At 48.9% G+C, this 21,471-nt stretch carries 15 protein-coding genes; 12 read left to right on the top strand and 3 right to left on the bottom strand.

The window, feature by feature from the left end; translation table 11 throughout:
• Positions 1–201 precede the first annotated feature (201 nt).
• The 12 genes from SMSP2_RS08570 (at position 202) to SMSP2_RS08515 (ending at position 18,035) form a co-directional block, all read left to right on the top strand.
• The gene (locus SMSP2_RS08570) at positions 202–1,110 is read left to right on the top strand and encodes a YitT family protein (protein ID WP_146683550.1); all 909 of its coding nucleotides are present in this window, start codon (positions 202–204) and stop codon (positions 1,108–1,110) included.
• 450 nt (positions 1,111–1,560) lie between these two features.
• On the top strand, positions 1,561–1,953 hold the full coding sequence (locus SMSP2_RS08565; RefSeq protein WP_146683549.1) for a hypothetical protein: 393 nt from the start codon (positions 1,561–1,563) through the stop codon (positions 1,951–1,953).
• Between the two features lie 348 nt (positions 1,954–2,301).
• Entirely contained in the window at positions 2,302–3,396 is a 1,095-nt protein-coding gene (locus tag SMSP2_RS08560) for a substrate-binding domain-containing protein (protein ID WP_146683548.1), read from the top strand.
• 43 nt (positions 3,397–3,439) lie between these two features.
• The gene (locus tag SMSP2_RS08555; RefSeq protein WP_146683547.1) at positions 3,440–4,285 is read left to right on the top strand and encodes a type II secretion system protein; all 846 of its coding nucleotides are present in this window, start codon (positions 3,440–3,442) and stop codon (positions 4,283–4,285) included.
• 87 nt (positions 4,286–4,372) lie between these two features.
• Positions 4,373–7,045: a LamG domain-containing protein gene (locus SMSP2_RS08550; RefSeq protein ID WP_186804649.1), complete on the top strand. Its 2,673-nt coding sequence runs from the start codon at positions 4,373–4,375 to the stop codon at positions 7,043–7,045.
• Between the two features lie 270 nt (positions 7,046–7,315).
• A complete protein-coding gene (locus SMSP2_RS08545) occupies positions 7,316–8,686 on the top strand; it encodes a phosphomannomutase/phosphoglucomutase (protein WP_146683545.1) in 1,371 nt (456 codons plus the stop codon).
• A 27-nt stretch (positions 8,687–8,713) separates the two neighbouring features.
• On the top strand, positions 8,714–10,054 hold the full coding sequence (thrC, locus tag SMSP2_RS08540; protein WP_146683544.1) for a threonine synthase: 1,341 nt from the start codon (positions 8,714–8,716) through the stop codon (positions 10,052–10,054).
• Between the two features lie 77 nt (positions 10,055–10,131).
• The gene (locus SMSP2_RS08535) at positions 10,132–10,656 is read left to right on the top strand and encodes a methylated-DNA--[protein]-cysteine S-methyltransferase (RefSeq protein ID WP_146683543.1); all 525 of its coding nucleotides are present in this window, start codon (positions 10,132–10,134) and stop codon (positions 10,654–10,656) included.
• 140 nt (positions 10,657–10,796) lie between these two features.
• The gene (locus SMSP2_RS08530; RefSeq protein WP_146683542.1) at positions 10,797–14,270 is read left to right on the top strand and encodes a mechanosensitive ion channel domain-containing protein; all 3,474 of its coding nucleotides are present in this window, start codon (positions 10,797–10,799) and stop codon (positions 14,268–14,270) included.
• Positions 14,271–14,468: 198 nt separating this feature from the next.
• On the top strand, positions 14,469–15,188 hold the full coding sequence (locus tag SMSP2_RS08525) for an HAD family hydrolase (RefSeq protein WP_146683541.1): 720 nt from the start codon (positions 14,469–14,471) through the stop codon (positions 15,186–15,188).
• A 94-nt stretch (positions 15,189–15,282) separates the two neighbouring features.
• A complete protein-coding gene (locus SMSP2_RS08520; RefSeq protein WP_146683540.1) occupies positions 15,283–16,893 on the top strand; it encodes a beta-N-acetylhexosaminidase in 1,611 nt (536 codons plus the stop codon).
• A gap of 29 nt (positions 16,894–16,922) precedes the next feature.
• Entirely contained in the window at positions 16,923–18,035 is a 1,113-nt protein-coding gene (locus tag SMSP2_RS08515) for a glycoside hydrolase family 3 protein (RefSeq protein WP_222566309.1), read from the top strand.
• On the opposite strand, the gene SMSP2_RS08510 is transcribed toward SMSP2_RS08515, so the two are convergent.
• From SMSP2_RS08510 to SMSP2_RS08500, 3 genes are all read right to left on the bottom strand, one after another.
• Positions 18,032–18,607, bottom strand: a complete 576-nt coding sequence (locus tag SMSP2_RS08510; protein ID WP_146683539.1) for a hypothetical protein — start codon at positions 18,605–18,607, stop codon at positions 18,032–18,034. The genes SMSP2_RS08515 and SMSP2_RS08510 overlap by 4 nt on opposite strands.
• Positions 18,608–18,674: 67 nt before the next feature.
• Positions 18,675–19,730 (bottom strand): class I fructose-bisphosphate aldolase, encoded by a 1,056-nt coding sequence (locus SMSP2_RS08505; protein WP_146683538.1) that lies wholly within the window; start codon positions 19,728–19,730, stop codon positions 18,675–18,677.
• A 348-nt stretch (positions 19,731–20,078) separates the two neighbouring features.
• The gene (locus SMSP2_RS08500) at positions 20,079–21,467 is read right to left on the bottom strand and encodes a TrpB-like pyridoxal phosphate-dependent enzyme (RefSeq protein ID WP_146683537.1); all 1,389 of its coding nucleotides are present in this window, start codon (positions 21,465–21,467) and stop codon (positions 20,079–20,081) included.
• Positions 21,468–21,471 lie beyond the last annotated feature (4 nt).

Genomic DNA, 21,471 nt, shown 5'->3' with positions numbered 1-21,471 from the left:
GTTCCGAGATTCTTAACCTGTCGAAATTCTTAAAAAACGTTTCAGGATTATAATGGGGCCTTACAGGTTCTTCAATAGGATAATCTTAAACTTTTGCATTTAAGCAGAAGAGCCGGATGTTACAACCGATAGTGCCCGGGTCTGGAACATATATTTGTCTGTGAGATTGAAAGAAAAAATGAATATGCTATAATAAAAAACATGGCAGCAAAATATACTATTTCTAAGATATTTAAAATCATAAACGCTTATGCAGCTTGCATTTTAGCGGGATTGGTCTATTCTGCAGCGATTAAGTATTTTGTGTACCCCTCACAGGTTATCATGACCGGAACAGAGGGGATATCGATCGCCACATCGTATTATTTTGAAAACCAGAAATTATTTATATGGCTTTATCTCATTTTCCAGGCGATTCTGATAATTTTCGCCTTTTGCAAAATAGGGGCTCGCTTCGCTATAAGAACTATGATTGTTATCGGGACAGTTGTGGGAATGCTTGCGGTTCTGCCTGATTATCAATTCGCCAGCCCCGAACCGCAAAATGAGCGTATAATATTGGTTATTTTTGGCGGAATCCTTGCGGGTCTGGCTAAGGCAATTGCGTTTCGCTATGGTGCCTCCACCGGCGACGAGGATATTCCTTCAGCTTATTTGTCTATGAAATATCTCAAGCCTGTGGGGAATATCGCGGTTATCGCAGCTGTCATGTCAACTCTGTTTGGCTTAATTCTTGCGTTTGTCAAGACATGGCAGATTGAGCCGGTCATAAACACCCTGATGTACACGACAATATATATATTTATGAGCTCGGAGACTCTCAATAATTTCTACCGTAAATTCAAACTTGTGCTGGTCAACATCATTACAAGAAACCCAAACCGGATTGGAGAGGATATAAGGGCGATGCTGCCCCACAGGACGTTTACAAGAGAGCAGGGCATTGGCGGCTACTCAGATGCTAATGTTAATATCCTTCGGGCGATTGTTACACAGGAAGAGCTTCCGGACGTTATAAAGGTCATTGAGAAAGCTGATAAAACCGCCTTTTTCTTTTATAATGACATTGAGGGCGTTTCAAAACATTATTATATATCTCCAATTCGCTGACAAAAATTCTGCACCCAAAAAGCCCGTGAGGGCGGCGGTTCTCTTTTAAAATGTCTGAGCCTCGGCAAACCAGAAATTTAAAAAAAAGTTATGAAAATTCCCTGATTTTTGTTTGATTTGTAAGGCAAGTAATTTGAAAGGGATATTGACCGATGATAGAAGCATTCTAATTACGTATCTATCTTTTTCAAGAGAAATCTAAAAATTTTTTATTGACAGTTTGTGAATTCAATGTATATTAGTAGTTGAACATTAAGTTTGGTTAACAATTAAATAAAGTGACGAAAAGAAGGCCGGATTAAGGTGATTCAGTATTGATCATTTTAAAACATAAAATGATGCAGTTCTGGGTTATGTTGGTTAGTCCGGCCGCTTTATGGTCGGGGAATCATAAGTGCCAGCAGCCGTTACGGCAGGATACGCGGCAGAGAAACGGGTAAAACCGTTGACATGCTAACGAACGCTGTCGAGCAGCTGACGCATGTGAGAACCCGACCACCTTATGGTCGGGGAATCATAAGTGCCAGCAGTCGTTGCGGCAGGATACGCGGCAGAGAAACGGGTAAAACCGTTGACATGTTAACGAACGCTGTCGAGCAGCTGACGCATGTGGGAACCCGGCCACCTTATGGTCGGGGAATCATAAGTGCCAGCAGTCGTTGCGGCAGGATACGCGGCAGAGAAACGGGTAAAACCGTTGACATGCTAACGAACGCTGTCGAGCAGCTGACGCATGTGAGAACCCGACCACCTTATGGCCGGGATGGCGTAAGAATCAGAGGATGTCCCAGAAGGACACTTGGCGAGCGGTGTACAGGCCGCAGACCTAACGAAAACTGGTAGCGTTTGATTCATACGCAATGCCCGGCCTCTTTTTTTTTGCATTTCAAAAGCGGTGCCGCAACGGATTCTCCCGCCGCTCCAAAGTATCATTTTACTCATAGTAGATAAGCATTGCATGCGTCTCTGAATCCTGTAACAACCCGCACGGTTCGCCAACAGGCCGCGATGCCCCGGAGCTGTTAAGTTTAAGGTCTTTCTCGTCCATAGATTTGTAATTACAGTTTTTGCCATTTTCTGCGTAATGTTTCTATTTTTCTGTTGACAATGCACACTGAATGCATAAAATAGTACAATGTTAATACATAGTATTTAGTATTAGTGAGAGTATTATTGGTTGAATTGCTTAAAATGATTAGTAAAGATATGAATGGCGGCACTGACAAACGGGCAAGTGCAGATGATATTTATCTCTCTTTACGCAAAATCATCACTTCATCCTCGCTCAAGTCTGGAAAACTTCCAACCGTTTCAGATCTGTCGGTCTGTTATTCCGCAAATTACCGCACGGTCAAATCTGCCCTGGCACGGCTGGAGGGTGAAGGCTATATAGATTATAAACCAAATATCGGCGCAATCGTTAAGTCAAAGAAGGAAATAGTTTATATACAATGGGAAGATAATCCGTTTTGCGGCCTGATCAGCGAGGGAATCCGCAATTTTGTTAATGAAAAAACTGATTTAGAGCTTACGGTTGTAAACGCCCAAAGAAAACACAGTCTTGCCCGGGACAGCATAGAGAGTTTTATTGGTCATATGGACGGTCTTATAGTTATGCCTTTTGACAGGCTGGGCTATGAGGAATCGCTGGGCAGAATAGCCGCCGCCGGCGTGCAGATAGTCTGTGTTGACCGTGAACTTGCCGGCGTTAATGCCGGGTCTGTAACGAGTGATGATTTTGGCGGCGCATTTGCAGCGGTCTCTCACCTTTTAGAGAAGCATAATCAGCCGGTTTTTTATGTTGGCAATACAGGCGAGCCGTCATCCTCGGAAAACCGTTACAGAGGCTGGCGCAGTGCTATGGAAACGCACGGCTATTTCGATTGTGATAAATATTTCATAGATATTGGGGTGCGTGAAAGTGTGTTATCTGAGAAACATCAAAGTTCACGTGAATTTGAAATAATCGCCGCAGAGAGACTTTTTAATGAGAACAGGCTTGATTCTTACAGTGTTTTTGCGGTTAACGATTATGCCGCTAACAGGGTTTATGAATCTGCTTTTTCCCGCGGTTATCGTATCGGTGAAGATGTATTTGTCGCAGGCTTTGGGAATCTTCCGTTCTGCAATAAACTGCCGACACCCCTGACAAGCGTGAAGCAGTGTCCTGTTGAGCTGGGCTGCGACGCTGCTAAAATGTTATACATGCAGATTAATGGGCAGATTAGCCGTCCTGTTCATAAGGTGATGCCGACGACTCTTGTTGTACGGGCCAGCAGCGGTTAGTAAAAAAGTTGAAATATGTTTTGATATAATGAGGTATTGAAAAATGAAACGTAAAAAAGGTTTTACACTTATTGAACTGCTTGTGGTGATTTCGATTATTGCCCTGTTGATGGCAATCCTTATGCCTTCACTACAGAGAGCGCGGAATATGGCTAAGAATGTTGTATGCCGTTCAAACCTCCGTTCATGCGGGCTGCTTTTTATAATGTTTGCCGAAGACCACGGCGGCAAATTGATGGAGTCGGGCAACAGCATCAAGGAGATGAGCTGGCAGACTCAGCTTTATCCCTATTACGGCCAGTCCGCTGATGTTATGGTATGTCCCAATACATCTGAAAACAGGCCTGCGCCGCACAATTCAAAGCCTTTCTGGAGGTACCAGGAGGTAAAGGGTGCCGGCGATTCAGATGTAACCGGATACGATCTGGTGCGTGTTGGGGATGAATACTACAGCTATGGAATGAACAACTGGATTCTAAGCCCTAAAAACGAAAAAGACGGATTAATGGGAAATGATTTTGACAGTTACTGGCGAGGTTTCAGCACTCTCGACAATGCAGACCAGATTCCCGTGTTTGGTGACCATCACGGTGCCAACGGCGGCTGGCCGAAATATAACGATATGCCGCCGCGGTATGATGGCGAACCCGCAACCAGCAACACCAAGGATTTAATGCGCCGCTGGACGATAAACCGCCACGACGGCAATATCAATATGGTATTTGTTGACGGCTCTGCCCGAACTGTAGGGCTTAAAGAAAACTGGACGCTTCTCTGGCACAGGGGCTTTGATACAAAAGGGCCCTGGACTCTTGCAGGAGCCGGGGATGCCGCCGCCGCAAGGTGGAACCGCTATGCACCCTGGATGAAGAGCTTTAAAGTTTATTAATGCAAAAAGTAAAATGATATGTGACCCGGTACAGAGTTATGTATCGTTAAATAATCCATTTATAATTATTACTTGGAGGTAATGACCATGGCAAAAAAAATGTTGTATTTTGTGAGTCTTTTTATTTTGACAATCAGTGTCAATGCCGGCAGTGTTAACTGGTGGGGGCCGGTTGGCGGAGCAGACGGTGACTGGTGTTTAACCGACAACTGGTTTGAAATGGTACTGCCCACTTCCGCTGACGATGTTTACATTGATGATCCGGGTGCCGGCAACTGCGTTGTTGACGGCGGCTGCACGACAGAATGTCTCTACCTGTATGTCGGCAGCACGGCTGATCTGGCGGACAAGGGCCTGATAGTCAATTCAGGCACTGTCGAGGTTGGCCAGCAGGTTCGTCTGGGTTGGGCTGCCGGTTCCGGCGGGAAGCTAACGCTCAATGGCGGTACAATTTATGAACCCAACTCACAGAACTTTCTGAGCCGTATGGGCAATGCGGTACTGGAAATCAATGGCGGTCATTATGATCTTACAACGCGTTTTTTTCTTATAGGCGAGTTTGCACCCGGTACAGGTACTCTTAACATGAACGACGGCCAGATAACCTGCGGCAACTTCAACCTTTGCCGTGGTAATGCCAGTACTTCCCCCGGTAATGGTTATGTTAATATGACCGGTGGGCTTATACAAGCAGCCGCGGTTCAGTTCAACCCGGCTAACAGGGGCACTGAAGGTGAATTTGAGTCAAAGATCACCCTTGCCGGCGGTGAGATCAAGACGAACAATCTTGTTATGAACCTGAATTCAGAGTTCGAGATTGGCGGAACAGGTGTATTAACCCTCGCAGGTAATGATTCCGCGGCGGTAGCCGGTTATGTCGCCGAAGGTAAATTCTATTCTTCAGACGGCTACAAACCACCGACAATTGAGGTTACAACAGATGATCAGAATAACACAATAACAGTGGTAACCGCTGAGCTGATAGGCCCTGAAGCCTGGGATCCGACACCGGTTAATAATACTACTGTAAGCTCGGCCGACATAAATACGCTTGTCCTTGAATGGCAGGCCGGCTCCGATGCGGTAGAGCATGATGTCTATTTCGGCGATGACTACGATGCTGTTTTGGCAGCTGATACCAATACAGCCGGTATATATAAAGGCCGCCAGGCAGCAACAGCCTGGGATGTTGACATCACACTCGCTCTAAACGGAGATTATTACTGGCGGGTTGATGAGGTTGACGACCAGGGCGGTATTGTAACAGGCGAGGTATGGGGCTTTGATGTAGAGTCAATGCTTCCGCTTGAATACTTCGAGACGTATGCAGACACTGAAGCGCTTCAGGCCGTATGGAATGGCTCGCCCGAGCTTGAGACAACAATTGTACGTTCAGACGCCGGAGCAATGAAATTTGTATATGACACCACAGCGGCTCCTTACTATGATGAAGTTACCTGTACCTCACCGGCTATAACTGATTTTACAGCCGAAAATGTTCAGTCGCTGCGTCTTAGTATCCGCGGCATGGAAACCAATTCGCCTGAAATGCTTTATGTGGGAATTGCTGATGGAAGCGGAAACAGCGCAACGGTGATGTTTGACGGCGAACCGGCAGATTTCATTATGTATGACTGGCAGGTTGACTCAGACGGCAGCCCGTCATGGGTTGACTACTACTTCGATCTCGGTGAATTTGCCGCGGCAGGCGTTGACCTTACAGATGTAGTTTCTTACTCTGTCGGGGTAGGCGACGGAGCTGCAGAGGGCGGAACAGGCACCATCTATGTAGATGATATCCGCCTGTACACCTTTATCTGCCGCCAGTTTGATGGTGATTCCGACCTTACCGGCAACTGCGAGATAAACCTCAACGATTTTGTAGAAATTGCGCAGGATTGGGGTATGACCGGCGGTTCATTTGCAGCAGCCGAGCCGGCGGTATCACCTGTGATCTACTACGCTTTTGAAGACGGCACCGGCGGAACCTCAGTGGACTCTTCCGGTAACAGCTTTGACGGTGAGATCAAACTTGTAGAGGAATACACCGCAGCAAGCCCAACCTGGGCCGGCGACGGCGTTGCCAGCTCACGTTGGAGCGGAACCGGATGTCTTGTACTTGACGGGACTTACGCGATAGAAGTTCCGACTGCTTCGCTGGCCGGCGTTACCGATGAGGTTACTTTCTCGATCTGGGCATACGGCGACCCTGCGAACCAGCCAAATGACAATGCCCTTATTCTTGCGGCCATGAATCCGGATGTTGAGAATCTGCATGTGTTTAAGTTCCATGCTCCGTGGTACATAGCGAGCGGTGCTCCGAACTATACCTGGGCATCAAGCAGTGACTTCCTGAGATGGACAGTTGAGCAGCCCGGCGATTTTGCAGGCAAGTGGAACCACTTTGCTCTGACAAAAAACGTTACAGAAGGAACCCAGAAGATATACAAAAATGGAGTTCTCATCGCCCAGATGAATGGGGTTGAGGACTTGTCGCATGCTCCTGATGTAACGGACTTTAGCATCGGCGGACGCTTTGATTTCAACAAGTGGGTCTGGTACGGTAAGATCGATGAGTTCCGTATGTATGACAAAGAACTCTCTCAGGCCGAGATTGTCTGGCTTGCAAATGAGGAAAATATCGTTCAGGACCTCGTGTCCAACGCAGACCCCTCAGGGGACGGTGTTGTAGGCATTGCAGACTTTGAAATAGTCGCGGCGGACTGGCTTGAAGAAATTCTCTGGCCGGCTGCTGAATAGCCTTAACTTGAGTCAGAATAAACACTTCTAAAAACTAAGGGAGGCGGTCCTTTTCGGGTCGCTTCCCTTTTTGTTTGTCCGGTGAGAGAAATTGACAAATCCATGTTCAACTTTCAGATATTTATCGACTGCGGTATGACTGTTTGATATATCTCAACCGCTAATTTTGAAACTGCATAAATAATTGACAGAGAGGGTATTATTCTTAAACTAAATGTAGGTGACAGATATACAAAACTAATTTACTCTAATATATGGAGAATCACGGCTATGGATGAAGCTATTTTCAAGGCTTATGACATAAGAGGTATCTATCCTGATCAGCTCGATGAGACGGCTGCCTGGAAGATCGGCTATGCGACGGGGCAGTATCTCCGCTCGCTTCTGCACGGTTACGAACGCGGCATGGAGAACTCTCACGCCGTCTGCGTAGGCAGGGATATGCGCACTCACGGGGAATCGATCTCCAAATCGCTTATCAGCGGCCTTCGAAGCTCCGGGGCGGATGTTATCGATATCGGCATGATCGATACGCCTCAGATGTACTTTGCCATAAACCACTTAAAGACCTGCGGCGGCATTCAGGTAACCGCTTCTCACAATCCGGCAAATTACAACGGTTTCAAGATCAGCGGCCTCCAGGCCAAGCCCGTCAGCGGCGATACCGGACTCAAGGAGATTCGTCATATCGCTTCGTCACTGCTGCATACCAAGGGTAACGAAACCGGCTCTTTTAAGCAGGTTGACCTCACTGAGCAGTACAAAAAGCACGTACTTCAGTTTCTTGATAAAAACATAAAACCTTTAAAAATTGCAATTGACGCTTCCAACGGAATGGCGGCGAGGATGGTGCCGGCGTTGTTTGGTGACCTGCCGATAGACATTATCGCTTTAAATATGACTTATGACGGCACTTTTAAGCACGAGCCCAACCCGCTTGACGAGGATAACCTCAAAGAGCTCAAGGAAACTGTAGTCGCAGAAGAGGCGGATGCGGGCGTATGTTTTGACGGCGACGCGGACAGGCTTATGGTAATTGATGAAAAAGGCCGCAGCGTCAGCTGTGATCTATTTACCGCTCTTATGGCGCCTTACTTCCTCGAAAAGCATCCCGGTACAACGGTTATCTACGACCTGCGCAGCAGCTGGGTTGTTCGGGAAGAGATCATCGCTGCAGGCGGAACGCCGCGGCGGGAGCGGGTAGGACACTCGTTTATGAAAAAGACACTTCGCGACTGCCACGCCGCGTTTGGCGGTGAGCTTAGCGGGCATTTTTATTACGCGGCCAACTTTCACGCCGATTCAGGAATGATAACATTTGTTCATATGCTCAACCTGCTGAGCAGGAGCGGCAAACCGGTCAGTGAGATGATAGAGCCGCTTCGCAGGTATCACGGCAGCGGGGAGATAAACTTTAAGGTTTCCGACAAGGCCAAAGCTCTCAAGGAGCTTAAAGTGCGTTATTCTGACGGCCAGTATGATGATCTCGACGGAGTTACCATCCAGTACAAGGACTGGTGGTTCAATTCCCGCCCGAGCAATACCGAGCCGTACCTGCGTTTGAATGTAGAAGCCAAGACCAGCGAGCTGCTTAGCGAAAAGGTCGCCGAGATAAGCGGTTTGCTCAACAACATCAGCTAATGATAATTACAAGGATACAGCCTTAAAATGAATATATCAGCGATTCAAAAGTGTATAAACCCTGATTGCGGCAGCGAATTTGACTGCGGCCAGGCAATGTTCAAATGCCCCGACTGCGGAGATCTGCTCGATATTTTATATGACTGGGATAAAACCACGGTACCTGCAAAAATGAGCGATTTCGCCAATCGCTGGGCAACACGCAATAACCCGCTCGATTTTTCGGGTGTCTGGCGGTTTCGCGAGCTGCTCAACTTTTGTGAGGATAAGCATCGTGTAACCGTTGGCGAGGGCCAGACACTGCTTCAGCAGAATGATGAGCTGGCGGCCTTTCTGGGTATGGACAAAGGCTCTCTGCACCTTGAGTACGAGGGCATGAACCCATCGGGCTCTTTCAAGGACAACGGCATGACGGCGGCTTTCAGCCATGCGGTTATGGTAGGAGCAAAATCCTGCGCATGCGCATCAACGGGCAACACCTCCGCGGCGGTGGCTCTGTATGCTCACGCCTGCGGCATGAAGTGCACCGTATTTATCGGCTCGGGGCGTATCGCTTTCGGCAAGCTCAGCCAGGCCATGGACTACGGCGCCAACACAATCCAGATACAGGGCGATTTTGATGACTGCATGAAACAGGTGCAGGAAGTCTGTACGCGTCTGAATATATACCTGCTAAACTCGCTCAACCCATTCCGGCTTGAAGGGCAGAAAACGATTATGTACCGCATTATTGAGGGCCTGGGCTGGGAGGTTCCCGACTGGATTATCGTGCCCGGCGGCAACCTCGGCAATTCCAGCGCTTTCGGCAAGGCGTTTTTTGAGCTTAAAGAGCTGGGCCTGATTGACAGGATACCCCGGCTGGCGATAATAAACGCCGCCGGTGCAGATACTCTTTCCTACCTGGTAAACGAACGCGGCTTGAAATGGAACGGCGGCAATGTTAATATGAAGGAGGTTCAAGCCCTTTATGCCGACTTTACCGCGAGACATTTTTCGCCTCACACAATTGCCTCGGCGATAGAAATATCCCGTCCGGTAAACCTGAAAAAATGTCTCCGTTCTATCGACATCTGTGACGGCATTGTACGCAAGGTTACTGATGAGCAGATTTGCGATGCCAAGGCTCTTGTCGGCCGTTACGGCATGGGCTGTGAACCGGCTTCGGCGGCGACAATCGCCGGGCTGCGGGATATGCTTGCTGACGGCACTATCGGCAAATCCGAAAGGGTCGCCTGTGTGCTGACGGGGCATCTGCTCAAGGATCCGGACAAAACGGTAAGCTATCATAAGAACAGCGAAGGCGAGTTCAGCAATCCTCCGGTTGAGTCCGCAAACGATATTGAAGAGATTATCAAACATATCGTCTAAAAGATAGTTTTTCATTGTTTGATATTTCCGGAGAATCAATGCGGAATCTGCCGTATATAGTCATGGAGTAAGATTTCATGGATCAGCAATACTGCGTTTTTGAAACCGGCTGGGGAACAACGGGGTTCGCGGCTTTTGAACGGAGGCTAACACACCTCTGGCTGCCGGGCAGTATCGGTGATGATATGCCGGCAAATGGGTTTCGTAAAAATCAGCGTCTTATGCCCGAGTTGCGGAAACGTATTGTAGGTTATTTCGACAGGGGAGTAATGGACGGTTTCTGCGATGTTGATATTTTGCTTGATAAAAGCGATTTTGCCCGCAGGGTGCTGCTTGAATGCAGAAAGCTCAGGCCCGGAGAGACAATAAGCTATTCGGCTCTTGGAGCCCGGGCAGGCTCTCCCAAAGCCGCCAGAGCGGTCGGCAGTATAATGGCGAATAATCCTCTGCCGCTGATTATTCCCTGCCACAGGGTTATAAACGCTGCCGGAACGGCGGGGGGATTCATGGGCAGTACAGTTGATACAACCGGCCTGAAACGGCGGATGCTTGAGCTTGAACGGAAGATAGTAACCTTCACGACCGGCCGCCCCCGCAAATAAATGTCACACACGATTTGTGTTTTGAGTATAGTCATTACTTGATTTTCGGGGCAGAACTGGTATAATGCACTGTTGTTTGTGTATTGATTCTTAGACGAATCTTTGCACTTTTAGTAAAAACCTTTTCTGCGGGTAACATTATGCTGAATGCTCGTCATATTATATGTGGATTTCAAGTCTTTTTCTTTCTTTTTGCCGGGGCTGCTTTTTCAATCGCGCAGCCTCAGAGTTCTTTAGACTCAACTGCTCTGCCGCCGGCGGGTGAGCCGGCAGTCTCTGAGTCAGCGGTTACCTTGACTATTGAGCAGGTCGAGGCAGAGCTGAGCCGCACCGAATCACTTTCTAATGTTCCCGAGGAGACATTGGCATCGGCCGGAGATTTGCTCAACAAGGCGATAGCCCAGCTCAAATTAGCCCAAAATCACTCACAAACGCGTCAGCAATACATATCAGACCGCCAACAGATACCCCAGCGAAGGGAAGCAGTCAAAGAACAGCTCAGCAATGCAGGGGGTTTTTCTGAACCTCAGGTCCCGGCTGAGATGACACTTGAGCAAATGGAACAGCGTCTCAATGAAGCGCAGACCCAGATTGCCGAGAGCTACCGTGTGTATAAGGAGCTCATGGCAGAGCCTAAACGCCGTGAGCAGCGTTTGGCGGCGATTCCCGCAGAGGTGCTGACGATCAGGGAAACCATCGATTCACTTGAGGCACGATTCAATCTGAAGGCATTCACGGGCGAGGATTTACTCTCGCGGGCAAATATGTACTATATTCAGGCGCAGATACAGGCGAAAAAGGCGCTTCTTGAGAGCCTGTTGGAAGAACAGCTTTTCTACAACACCGCCGGCGAGCTGCTTTCTTTACGCCGCGACCTTTCCGCAAGCAGGCTTGAAAACGACCACAAGACCTTCAGCTTCTGGCAGGAGAAGACCGCCCAGGCGAGGAAAACAGACGCGGAAAAAACAGCCAAAGAGGCTCTGACAGCGAAACAAATCGCCCAGACCGCCCACCCTCTACTCCAGAAGGCCGCCGAGTATAACTCAGAGCTGGCAAAAAAACAGACGCAGATCGTTGCCAAAATTGAAGAGGTTTCTCAGTACAGGCTCAAAATACTTGAAAAGCGGGCCCGCCTCCAGATGGATTATAAAGAGCTTCGTGAAGATATCGAGGTGGCCGGCAAGGTGACAGATGTTATGGGTGTCATCCTGCTGACCAAACGCAACTCACTGCCTGACCCTGCAAAATACAGAAAGAATATAAATGAGCGGCTCTCCGAAATGTCGATAGCCAGATTCGAAAGCCGCAATTTTGACCGTGAATGGGCCAGGCTTGCCAATGTAGAACGAGAGGCAAAGGATGTTATTGAGCAGTCACAGCACAGCATCAGCGAACAGGAGTATGACGACCTGTTCAATCAGCTTGTCCAGCTGTATAAAGACCGGCGGAAAATACTCGGCTCAGTCAGCGGATATTACGGTACCTATGCGGGGATACTTGGCAAACTCGATGTTCAGGAACGGGATTTTGTCAGGCTGATAGATGATTATGCCGGACTGATTGATTCGAATATTCTATGGGTGAAAAGTGCTTCGAGATTTAACAGGCAGACTTTTGAATCTGTTCGGGAAGCGCTCAACTGGCTCTTCGGGCCGCACTGGGAGCCGCTTGCAGCCGCGATTTTGGCCGATTTCAAATCAAATCACTCCGCTTATCTGATTCTGATATTGCTGATTCCGTATTATCTCTGGGCCCAGCCAAAACTAAAACGGAAGATAAAGTTCACCAACGAGAATACGGCTCACAAATATTCAGACAGTTTCAGGCAGACTTTGGCGAGCCTGCTGATGACGGGTGTTATGGCAATGCCTGTGCCCGCTGTTTTGATGTTTTTCTACTGGAGGCTGAATACTGCCGCACCGACAGATCCGTTTGTTACTGCGCTTACCGCATCGCTGGATAATCTTTCTGTTCAGCTTGCATTTTTGTTTTTGTTTCGCCATATCACAGCCGGCTGGGGCCCGGCGATAAACCATCTCAACCTGCACAAAGAAAGTATCAGATGGCTCAGACGCCATACCAGCTGGTTTTTGATTATATACATTCCGATAATACTGATTACCGAGATTCTCTACACACAAACGGTCGATGTCGAATGGTATAATTCGCTTGGCAGGATGCTGTTTTTTGCGGCGGCCGCTGTTTTGATGGTTTATCTGTTAGTGATTTTCCGTCCTGGGGGCAAATTCATTGCCGCGCACATTGGCGATCATCGCGGCGGCTGGATTGATAAACTTAAGTATCTCTTCTACCCGTTATGTTTTATCGTACCGGCGATCATGATTATTATGGCAGAGTCGGGTTACCTTTACGCGGCTACGTTTTTATTCTCAAAAATTGAACAGACGCTGCTGCTGATTTTCATGATAATCCTTCTAAGTGCAGTATTGAGCCGCTGGCTTAAGGTTACACACTTCAAGTATCTCGTAGCAAAAAAAATCAAAGCTAAGCAGATTCTGGAAAAAACCGGCAAAGAAAACTCTTCTGAAAAGAAGCCTGAGAGCGAAATAATCGAACAGGAGAAGGTAAACCAGCAGCGAGAAATGGAGATATTAACTGCACAGATGAAACGGCTCATACGTATTGCCGTTGGACTGACAGCCATATTCGGTTTATGGCTGATCTGGTCGGAGACATTCCCCGCGATGTATGAGCTGGCACAGATCAGGCTATGGTCAAGGACCGACAGCCTCGGCAATGAGCAGATTTTTTATCTTTTTGATGTTCTTAAGGCGATATTTATCGCGGTTCTTGCGGTTATGCTCGGCCGAAACATCCCCGGAGCTCTGGAGATGCTGATTCTGAAAAACCTGCCAATCAATTCCGGTGTGCGTTTTGCCGTCAATACAATTACACGATATATCATCGTAACAGCTGGTATTATTATGGCCTTTTCCGCTGTGGGCATAACCTGGAAAACGGTGCAGTGGCTTGTGGCGGCGGTCTCTGTTGGGCTTGGCTTCGGGCTTCAGGAGATATTCGCCAACTTTGTATGCGGCCTTATAATCCTCTTTGAACAGCCGATACGTGTCGGCGATTACGTTACCATCGGCGATACAAGCGGGCTGGTAACAAAGATACAGATTCGGGCAACGACTATACGTAAATGGGACAAAAAAGAAATGGTTGTGCCCAACAAGGAATTCATCATCAACCGGCTGATAAACTGGTCGCTCAGCGATAATATAATACGCCTGGATTTTCCGGTCGGCATCGCTTACGGCTCGGATACCAAAAAGGCCGAAGAACTGCTATACAAGGTAGCCTACAGGCACCCTGAAGTTATAAAAACAGATCCAAAACCGATCGTGTTTTTTCAGTCGTTCGGCAGCAGTGCGCTTCTCTTTGAGATGCGGGCGTACTTAAACAGCATTGAAAACAGGCTCAAGGTGCTCCACGAGATAAATAACCAGATTGACCAGGAGTTCCGCAAGGCGGGCATAGAAATCGCCTTCCCGCAGCAGGACCTGCACATACGCTCGGTACATGCGCCGTTTTCTGTTAAAACGGATGAACCGGTCAGCCAAGAAGATAGCGAACAAAAACCATCGTGATAATAAACGCGGCTCTACGACGACATGCAAAACCCATAACATATTGCAAGGTTTGGTAAAGCCAATAATCAAACCAAAATTTAACAGACTATAATTGTCATAAACATTGATTTTATTGACAATATCGGCGGCGTGTGGTTTAATGTTTTCCAGGACATCGAAACAAGAAATCAAACGATTATTAGCCGGACTGATATTATGCTTAAATGCCTGATTTTTGATATGGATGATACGCTCTACCCGGAGCGTGAATATTACCGCAGCGGATTCTCCGCAGTAAGCCGTTTTATGCAAGAGTTTTACGGTATGGATGCCACGGCGGCTTTTGATGTAATGTGGAACAGTTTCAGCGAAGGTGTTCGCAAGGATATTTTCAATTCAGCCTTTATCGCCGCCGGTATTGAGCCGGATAAGCAGATGGTTTCCAGGGTGCTGGATGTTTTCCGCAATCACCGGCCGGATATTTCCCTTCCCGAAGATACGCGTGCGGTGCTTGATGTGCTCGGCGGGGATTTTCGCCTGGCGATGCTCTCAAACGGTTATCTGCCTGCCCAGCAGTACAAGCTCGATGCACTGGGAATCGAAGAGCGGTTTGCTCAGGTTCTCTTTACTGAAGAGCTTGGCAGGGAGTTCTGGAAACCCTCCGCCAAAGGGTTCGAGGTTCTCCTTGAGCGTCTAAATCATACGCCTGACGAATGTGTGTATATCGCGGATAACGCCGCGTGGGATTTTGCAGGCCCGAAATCGCTGGGAATGCCGACAATACATGTCTGCTCGCCGGAAAGGACACAGGATAACCGGCCGCCGGATGAGAGTTATGCACCTGATTACAGGATAAACTCGCTGCTGGAGCTGCCGGAGCTGCTGATAAAGATGCGATGCAGGTGCGGCGGCTGCAATGGCGGCAAATGTCAATAAGGTTTACGGTGGCTGAATTATTTTCTATTGTTTAGATTTTGTCATTGATTATAATGCAGTTTTAGCAAACTTTACCTTAAAGTCGAGGTTTATAATGAAGCATTTAATTTTACTGGGAGCTATCATGAGCTTATCTATCGCTCAGGCACAGGTTTCTATAATACCTGAGCCGGTTAAAATAACAGAAAACGAAGGCGTATTCAAAATAACAGATAAAACTGTTATCGCGGCTAAGGGGCCGCTGTCGCCGCTTGGCGAGCTGCTGTCGGATTATCTCAGCGGGCCGGTTGGTTTTAATATCGACGCAGTGCCAAACGCCCGCGGCAATGAAAATGTCATACAGCTTGAGCTCAATGACAAACTCGCATCGCTCGGCGAAGAGGGCTACCGGCTGACTGTCGATAAAAACAAGATTCTGATAGAATCGGCGGCTGATGCCGGTGTTTTCTACGGAATGCAGACGCTTCGCCAGCTGCTGCCGGCGGCCGTTTACCGCGAGGCACCGGCCGGCAGTAACGAGTGGGAGGTTCCCTGCTGTGTTGTCGAGGATAAGCCGCGTTTCCAATGGCGGGGTATGCACCTGGATGCGGGACGTTACTTTATGCCGGTAGATTTTGTGAAAAAATATATTGACCTGATAGCAATGCACAAGATGAACCGTTTTCACTGGCATCTTACCGAGGATCAGGGCTGGCGTATTGAGATAGAGAAATACCCCAGACTCACCGAGATATCCGCCTGGCGTGACGAGACGCTTATCGGGCATGTTCGCAATAAGCCGCACAAGTTCGACGGTAAACCACACGGCGGCTTCTACAGCAAGGATGATGTCCGCGAGGTTGTCGCCTACGCGAAGGCACGGTTTATCACAGTGGTTCCCGAGATTGAGATGCCCGGTCACAGCCTGGCGGCATTGGCGGCGTATCCAGAGCTTAGCTGCACGGGCGGGCCGTTCGAAGTGCAGAAATCCTGGGGAGTATTTCCAGACGTGTACTGCGCCGGCAAAGAGGTTACATTTAAATTCCTGACCGATGTTCTCGATGAGGTTATGGAGCTCTTTCCCAGCGAGTTTATCCATATCGGCGGCGACGAATGCCCCAAAGACCGCTGGGAAGAATGCCCGGACTGCCAGAAAAGAATCAAGGACGAGGGCCTGGCAGATGAACACGAGCTGCAAAGCTGGTTTATAAAACGCATGGAAAGATATCTCAGCCAAAACGGCAGACGGCTTATCGGCTGGGACGAGATACTCGAAGGCGGAATCGCACCCGGAGCAACAGTCATGTCATGGCGAGGTACCAAGGGCGGTATCGACGCGGCGGACGCCGGTCACGATGTCGTTATGGCGGCTAACAATTACACATACTTTGATTATTATCCGGTTGACAAAGATAAGCAGGACCAGGAGCCCCTGGCAAACGGCTCATATCTGCCGCTGGAAAAGGTGTATTCGTTTGAGCCGGTTCCCGATGAGATTGACCCGGGTAAAGAAAAACACATTCTCGGCGCTCAGGGCCAGGTATGGACAGAATACATCCCCAATCCCAAGCAGGCTGAGTACATGGCGTTTCCAAGGGCGTGTGCTTTGGCGGAGGTTGTCTGGACAGATGCGGGTAAAAAGGATTATGAGGGTTTCCTCAAGCGACTGGAAGCTCATCTCAAACGTCTCGACGCAATGGATGTTAATTACCGGCCGTTAGATTAAGACTGCCTCAGGTTTTCAGCGAAAATAAAATGCACAGAATATTTATCGCAGCGGCCATAATAATAAGCCTGGTTTTTGCCGGATGCTCCGGCAGGCACAGAAGCCGTTCTGCGCCGAATATGGAAGAGAAAATCGGACAGATGCTGATGGTAGGTTTTCGCGGCACAGAGCTTGCCGGCGATGCATCAATACTTGAGGATATCCGGCGGCGGAATATCGGCGGCGTTATCCTGTTCGATTATGATGTTGAGCTTGGCAAACCCGACCGCAATATAAAAAGCCCCCCACAGCTCAAAGGGCTTGTCAGCCGTCTGCAATCCGCTGCATCAACGCCTCTGCTGATCGCCATCGATCAGGAGGGCGGCACGGTAAACCGGCTTAAGGAAAAGTACGGATTTTCACCCACATATTCAGCGGAGCAGCTCGGCGAGAGAGACGATCCGGCGTTCACAGAAAAATCCGGCTATGATATCGCCTCCACGCTGGCAGAGATGGGGGTCAACGTCAACTTTGCCCCTTGTATAGATGTAAACGTAAATCCGGATAATCCGGCGATCGGTTCTCGCGGGCGGAGTTTCTCGGCAGATCCGGAAAAAGTCGCTCTGCACGGGCGGGCTTTCGCCGAAGGCCTTGGCCGCGGCGGTGTGCTCTCGTGCGTCAAGCATTTCCCCGGCCACGGCTCGGCTTACAACGATTCGCATAAGGGGCTAACCGATATCACAGACACCTGGACGCAGTCGGAGCTTGTACCTTTCAGGAGTATGATAGAATCCGCCGCCGCGGATATGGTTATGACCGCGCATCTGGTGAATACCAATATTGACCCGAAATATCCCGCGACGCTTTCCGAGAAGTTTCTAACCGACATTCTCCGCGGCGAGCTTGGCTGGGACGGAGTGATTGTGACCGATGATATGCAGATGGGGGCGATTGTGCAGGAGTACAGCCTGAGCCGGGCAGTCAGGCTCTCAATAAACGCCGGCGCGGATATTTTGCTCTTTGGCAACAATCTGCACTACGAACCGGATATCGCAGAAAAGACAATCGCGATTATAACCGAGATGGTATTAAACGGGGAAATTTCCAAGGGGCGTATTGAAGAGAGTTATCAACGTATTATGCGTTTGAAAAACAGTCTTTAAAAACTCACTGGTGAATTGTTTATTTTTGTTACGCTTGCGCTGGTAATAAGCCAGCGGCCGTTGGTTTTACGCATCTTCGCCTCGCAATCAACGATCATTATGCCCGCGAAATCGATACCCTCGAAACTGCCGTTAGCGTGGATTGTAACATTAGCTTTAATCTCCGCTTCGGGCTCATTGATGGTGTTATCTACATGGTTTATACTGATCTTTTCCGCTTCGACTTTTTTGGATGCATAGGCGATATCTTCCATGAGATGCTGTTTTGAGCGGCTGCCCCTGGCGGAAAAATCATCAGAAACATATCTGGCGATATCATCGGTTCTCTGCTCGATAAAGCAGCTTCTTATATTATATATAATGCTTGTTATGGCTTCGTTGTCGGTGAGTACAAACCGGTCAAGCCCGACTGAGAGGGCAAGAATAATAAACGGCATAATAAACACCAGTACGGCGGCAGGGCCTTTGAGGCTGTCTTTGATAAAGTGTACAACAACTATCGCAACCAAGGCTGCGATCATTAACAAAAATGGGCTCTCAAACGGGTTGAGGTTAAAAAATTCACTTACCATATATCAGTTTCTTTTCTTTGTCTATAGGCCCCTGTCATAGTTGAATGCCGGTATCACCTCTCGGCGATCAGGCTATTGTAATATCATCATCAAGAAAAACATCCTGTATAGCATTAAAAATCTCAACGCCTTCTTTCATCGGCTTCTGGAACGTCTTTCGCCCGCTGATAAGCCCCATTCCGCCGGCACGTTTGTTAATAACAGCGCTGAGGACGGCCTGATGCATGTCATTTTTGCCGGAGGCTCCGCCGGAATTGATCAGCCCTGAACGTCCCATATAGCAGTTGGCGACCTGGTATCGCGTCAGGTCTATCGGATTGTCGGTAGTGAGTTTGTCATAAACGTCTTTGTGAGTCTTGCCGAACTTGACGGCGTTGTAGCCGCCGTTGTTTACCGGCTGTTTCTGCTTGATCATATCCGCTTCTATTGTTACGCCGAGGTGGTTTGCCTGGCCGGTGAGGTCGGCGGAGGCGTGATAATCAGTGCCGCCGGTTTTGAACTCGCTGTTCCGCAGATAACACCACAGCACGGTAAACATTCCAAGGCTGTGCGCCGTTTCAAATGCCTGTGATATTTCTTCTATCTGCCGCCGGGATTCGAGCGAACCGAAGTATATCGTAGCACCTACCGCCGCGGCACCAAGCTCAAAGGCCTGTTCGACACTTGCGAAGAGCCGCTGGTCGTATGAGTTCGGATAGCTGAGCAGCTCATTGTGGTTTATCTTCACTATAAACGGTATCTTATGCGCATACTTGCGGGAAACCGCACCCAGAACGCCAAGCGTAGAGGCAACTGCGTTGCAGCCTGCCTCGATGGCAAGTTTGACGATGTTTTCAGGGTCAAAATATATCGGATTTGGGGCAAACGAAGCGCCGCCGCTGTGCTCTATCCCCTGGTCAACAGGCAGGATAGAGAGATACCCCGTACCGCCGAGCCTGCCGTGATCAAAAACGCTCTGCATGTTGCGAAGAACGCGAGGGCCGCGGTCGGAGACTGAAACCACACGGTCAATAAAATCCGGACCCGGGCAGTGAATCTGGTCTTTGGAAATGGTTTTGCAGGTATGACTCAACAGAGCTTCGCTGTCTTTGCCGAGAATTTCAGTAATTCGTTTATTCATCATTTACTCCAAAATAAATATAAGGTCTTAACTTCTTGAATATAGTATATTATAGTATGTTTGTCAACAAAGGATTGTTCACACTCGGAAATTAGAAAAATTGGCGTGCAGCATTTTCTTCGAGGTGCGGCGGCAAACTGCTCAACCGTAGAGACGCATTGCATGCGTCTCTCAACTTTATATTTTGAATAGGTTTAACCCCTTCGTGTAGAGACGTATTGCATACGTCTCTCAAGGTTATAAAGCCAAATCGTTTAACAGCAGAGAGCCGCATTTAATGCGGCTCTACAATGTTGTCGCAAACTTAAAAAAAGGGGCGGTTTTGGCCGCCCCTGGTGTGTTTTTATTGGTTTACCACTTGCCGGATTTGTTTTTCGGCGGTTTGGGCAGGTCTTTTAGACACTCGGAATATTTGTCCATCTCCTCATCGGGGAGCTCGTAGTCTGTGAGCTTGCCGGAGAGGTACGCGTCATATCCGGTAAGGTCCATAAGCCCGTGTCCGGAGTAGCAGAAGAGGATATTCTTTTCTTTGCCCTCTTCTTTTGCTTTGAGTGCCTCATCAATCACTGCCGCGATGGCGTGACTGGTCTCTGGTGCGCAGATGAAACCTTCTGTCTTTGCCCATGTCAGAGCCGCTTCGTAGCATTTTATCTGGTGGTATGAGCGGGGGGCCAGAAGCCCCTCAACGGTTGCCTGGCTCACGAGCGGCGCCATTCCGTGATAACGCAGCCCGCCGGCATGGAACGGCGGCGGCACAAAGGCGTGTCCCAGCGAGTACATCGCCAGAAGCGGCGTCATACAGGCTGTGTCGCCATAGTCATACACGAAATCAGCTTTTGTAAGTGTCGGGCAGGCAGAGGGTTCCACCGGTATGATGTCAATGTCGGCACCATTTATTTTGTCATGCACAAAGGGAAAAGCACAGCCGGCAAAATTACTTCCGCCGCCGGCGCATCCGATAACAATGTCCGGCTTGTCAACGCCGACCATCTTGAGCTGTTTTTTCGCTTCCAGGCCGATAATTGTCTGGTGCAGCATGACATGATTGAGTACACTGCCCAGCGAGTAACGTGTTTTTCCTGTTGTGTCCTTGACCGCCGATTCAACGGCCTCTGAGATGGCGATTCCCAGCGAGCCGGGGGTGTCGGGCATCTCGGCGAGTATTTTCTTGCCGAATTCTGTTTCGCTGCTCGGGCTGGCGATGCAGTTAGCGTCCCAGACCGACATCATAAACTTGCGGAAGGGCTTCTGGTCAAAGCTGATGCGCACCATGAAGACCTTGCATTCCAGGCCGATAATTTTGCACGCAAACGCCAGGGCCGAGCCCCATTGGCCGGCGCCTGTTTCGGTTGTGATTTTTTCGATGCCGAACTGTTTGTTGTACCAGGCCTGCGCCACGGCGGTATTTGGTTTATGGCTGCCGGGCGGCGAGGTGCTCTCGTCCTTATAGTATATCTTCGCCGGCGTATCGAGATATCTTTCCAGATAAACCGCACGCCGAAGCGGAGCTGGCCGCCAGCGGTAGAGAATATCGAGAATTTCCTCTGGTATGTCGATCCATCTCTGGGTGCTTACTTCCTGTTCGATAAGGTTTTCGGGGAAAACAGGCGTAAGCATATCCGGTGTTATGGGTTTGCCGTCCGGGCCCAGCGGCGGCTGCAAAGGGCTGGGCAGGTCTGCCGCGAGGTTGTACCATTGTTTCGGGATATCTGATTCTGATAGTAAAATCTTTCTGTCCATAGGG

Source organism: Limihaloglobus sulfuriphilus, assembly GCF_001999965.1.
Taxonomy (GTDB): Bacteria; Planctomycetota; Phycisphaerae; order Sedimentisphaerales; family Sedimentisphaeraceae; genus Limihaloglobus; species Limihaloglobus sulfuriphilus.
This window is presented reverse-complemented; position numbering and strand designations above follow the sequence as displayed.

Excerpts from the sequence above, each read along its gene's own strand:
- SMSP2_RS08570 (WP_146683550.1), top strand. The coding sequence starts at position 202 with ATGGCAGCAAAATATACTATTTCTAAGATATTTAAAATCATAAACGCT.
- SMSP2_RS08565 (WP_146683549.1), top strand. The coding sequence starts at position 1,561 with ATGCTAACGAACGCTGTCGAGCAGCTGACGCATGTGAGAACCCGACCA.
- SMSP2_RS08560 (WP_146683548.1), top strand. The coding sequence starts at position 2,302 with ATGATTAGTAAAGATATGAATGGCGGCACTGACAAACGGGCAAGTGCA.
- SMSP2_RS08555 (WP_146683547.1), top strand. The coding sequence starts at position 3,440 with ATGAAACGTAAAAAAGGTTTTACACTTATTGAACTGCTTGTGGTGATT.
- SMSP2_RS08550 (WP_186804649.1), top strand. The coding sequence starts at position 4,373 with ATGGCAAAAAAAATGTTGTATTTTGTGAGTCTTTTTATTTTGACAATC.
- SMSP2_RS08545 (WP_146683545.1), top strand. The coding sequence starts at position 7,316 with ATGGATGAAGCTATTTTCAAGGCTTATGACATAAGAGGTATCTATCCT.
- thrC (WP_146683544.1), top strand. The coding sequence starts at position 8,714 with ATGAATATATCAGCGATTCAAAAGTGTATAAACCCTGATTGCGGCAGC.
- SMSP2_RS08535 (WP_146683543.1), top strand. The coding sequence starts at position 10,132 with ATGGATCAGCAATACTGCGTTTTTGAAACCGGCTGGGGAACAACGGGG.
- SMSP2_RS08530 (WP_146683542.1), top strand. The coding sequence starts at position 10,797 with ATGCTGAATGCTCGTCATATTATATGTGGATTTCAAGTCTTTTTCTTT.
- SMSP2_RS08525 (WP_146683541.1), top strand. The coding sequence starts at position 14,469 with ATGCTTAAATGCCTGATTTTTGATATGGATGATACGCTCTACCCGGAG.
- SMSP2_RS08520 (WP_146683540.1), top strand. The coding sequence starts at position 15,283 with ATGAAGCATTTAATTTTACTGGGAGCTATCATGAGCTTATCTATCGCT.
- SMSP2_RS08515 (WP_222566309.1), top strand. The coding sequence starts at position 16,923 with ATGCACAGAATATTTATCGCAGCGGCCATAATAATAAGCCTGGTTTTT.
- SMSP2_RS08510 (WP_146683539.1), bottom strand. The coding sequence starts at position 18,607 with ATGGTAAGTGAATTTTTTAACCTCAACCCGTTTGAGAGCCCATTTTTG.
- SMSP2_RS08505 (WP_146683538.1), bottom strand. The coding sequence starts at position 19,730 with ATGATGAATAAACGAATTACTGAAATTCTCGGCAAAGACAGCGAAGCT.
- SMSP2_RS08500 (WP_146683537.1), bottom strand. The coding sequence starts at position 21,467 with ATGGACAGAAAGATTTTACTATCAGAATCAGATATCCCGAAACAATGG.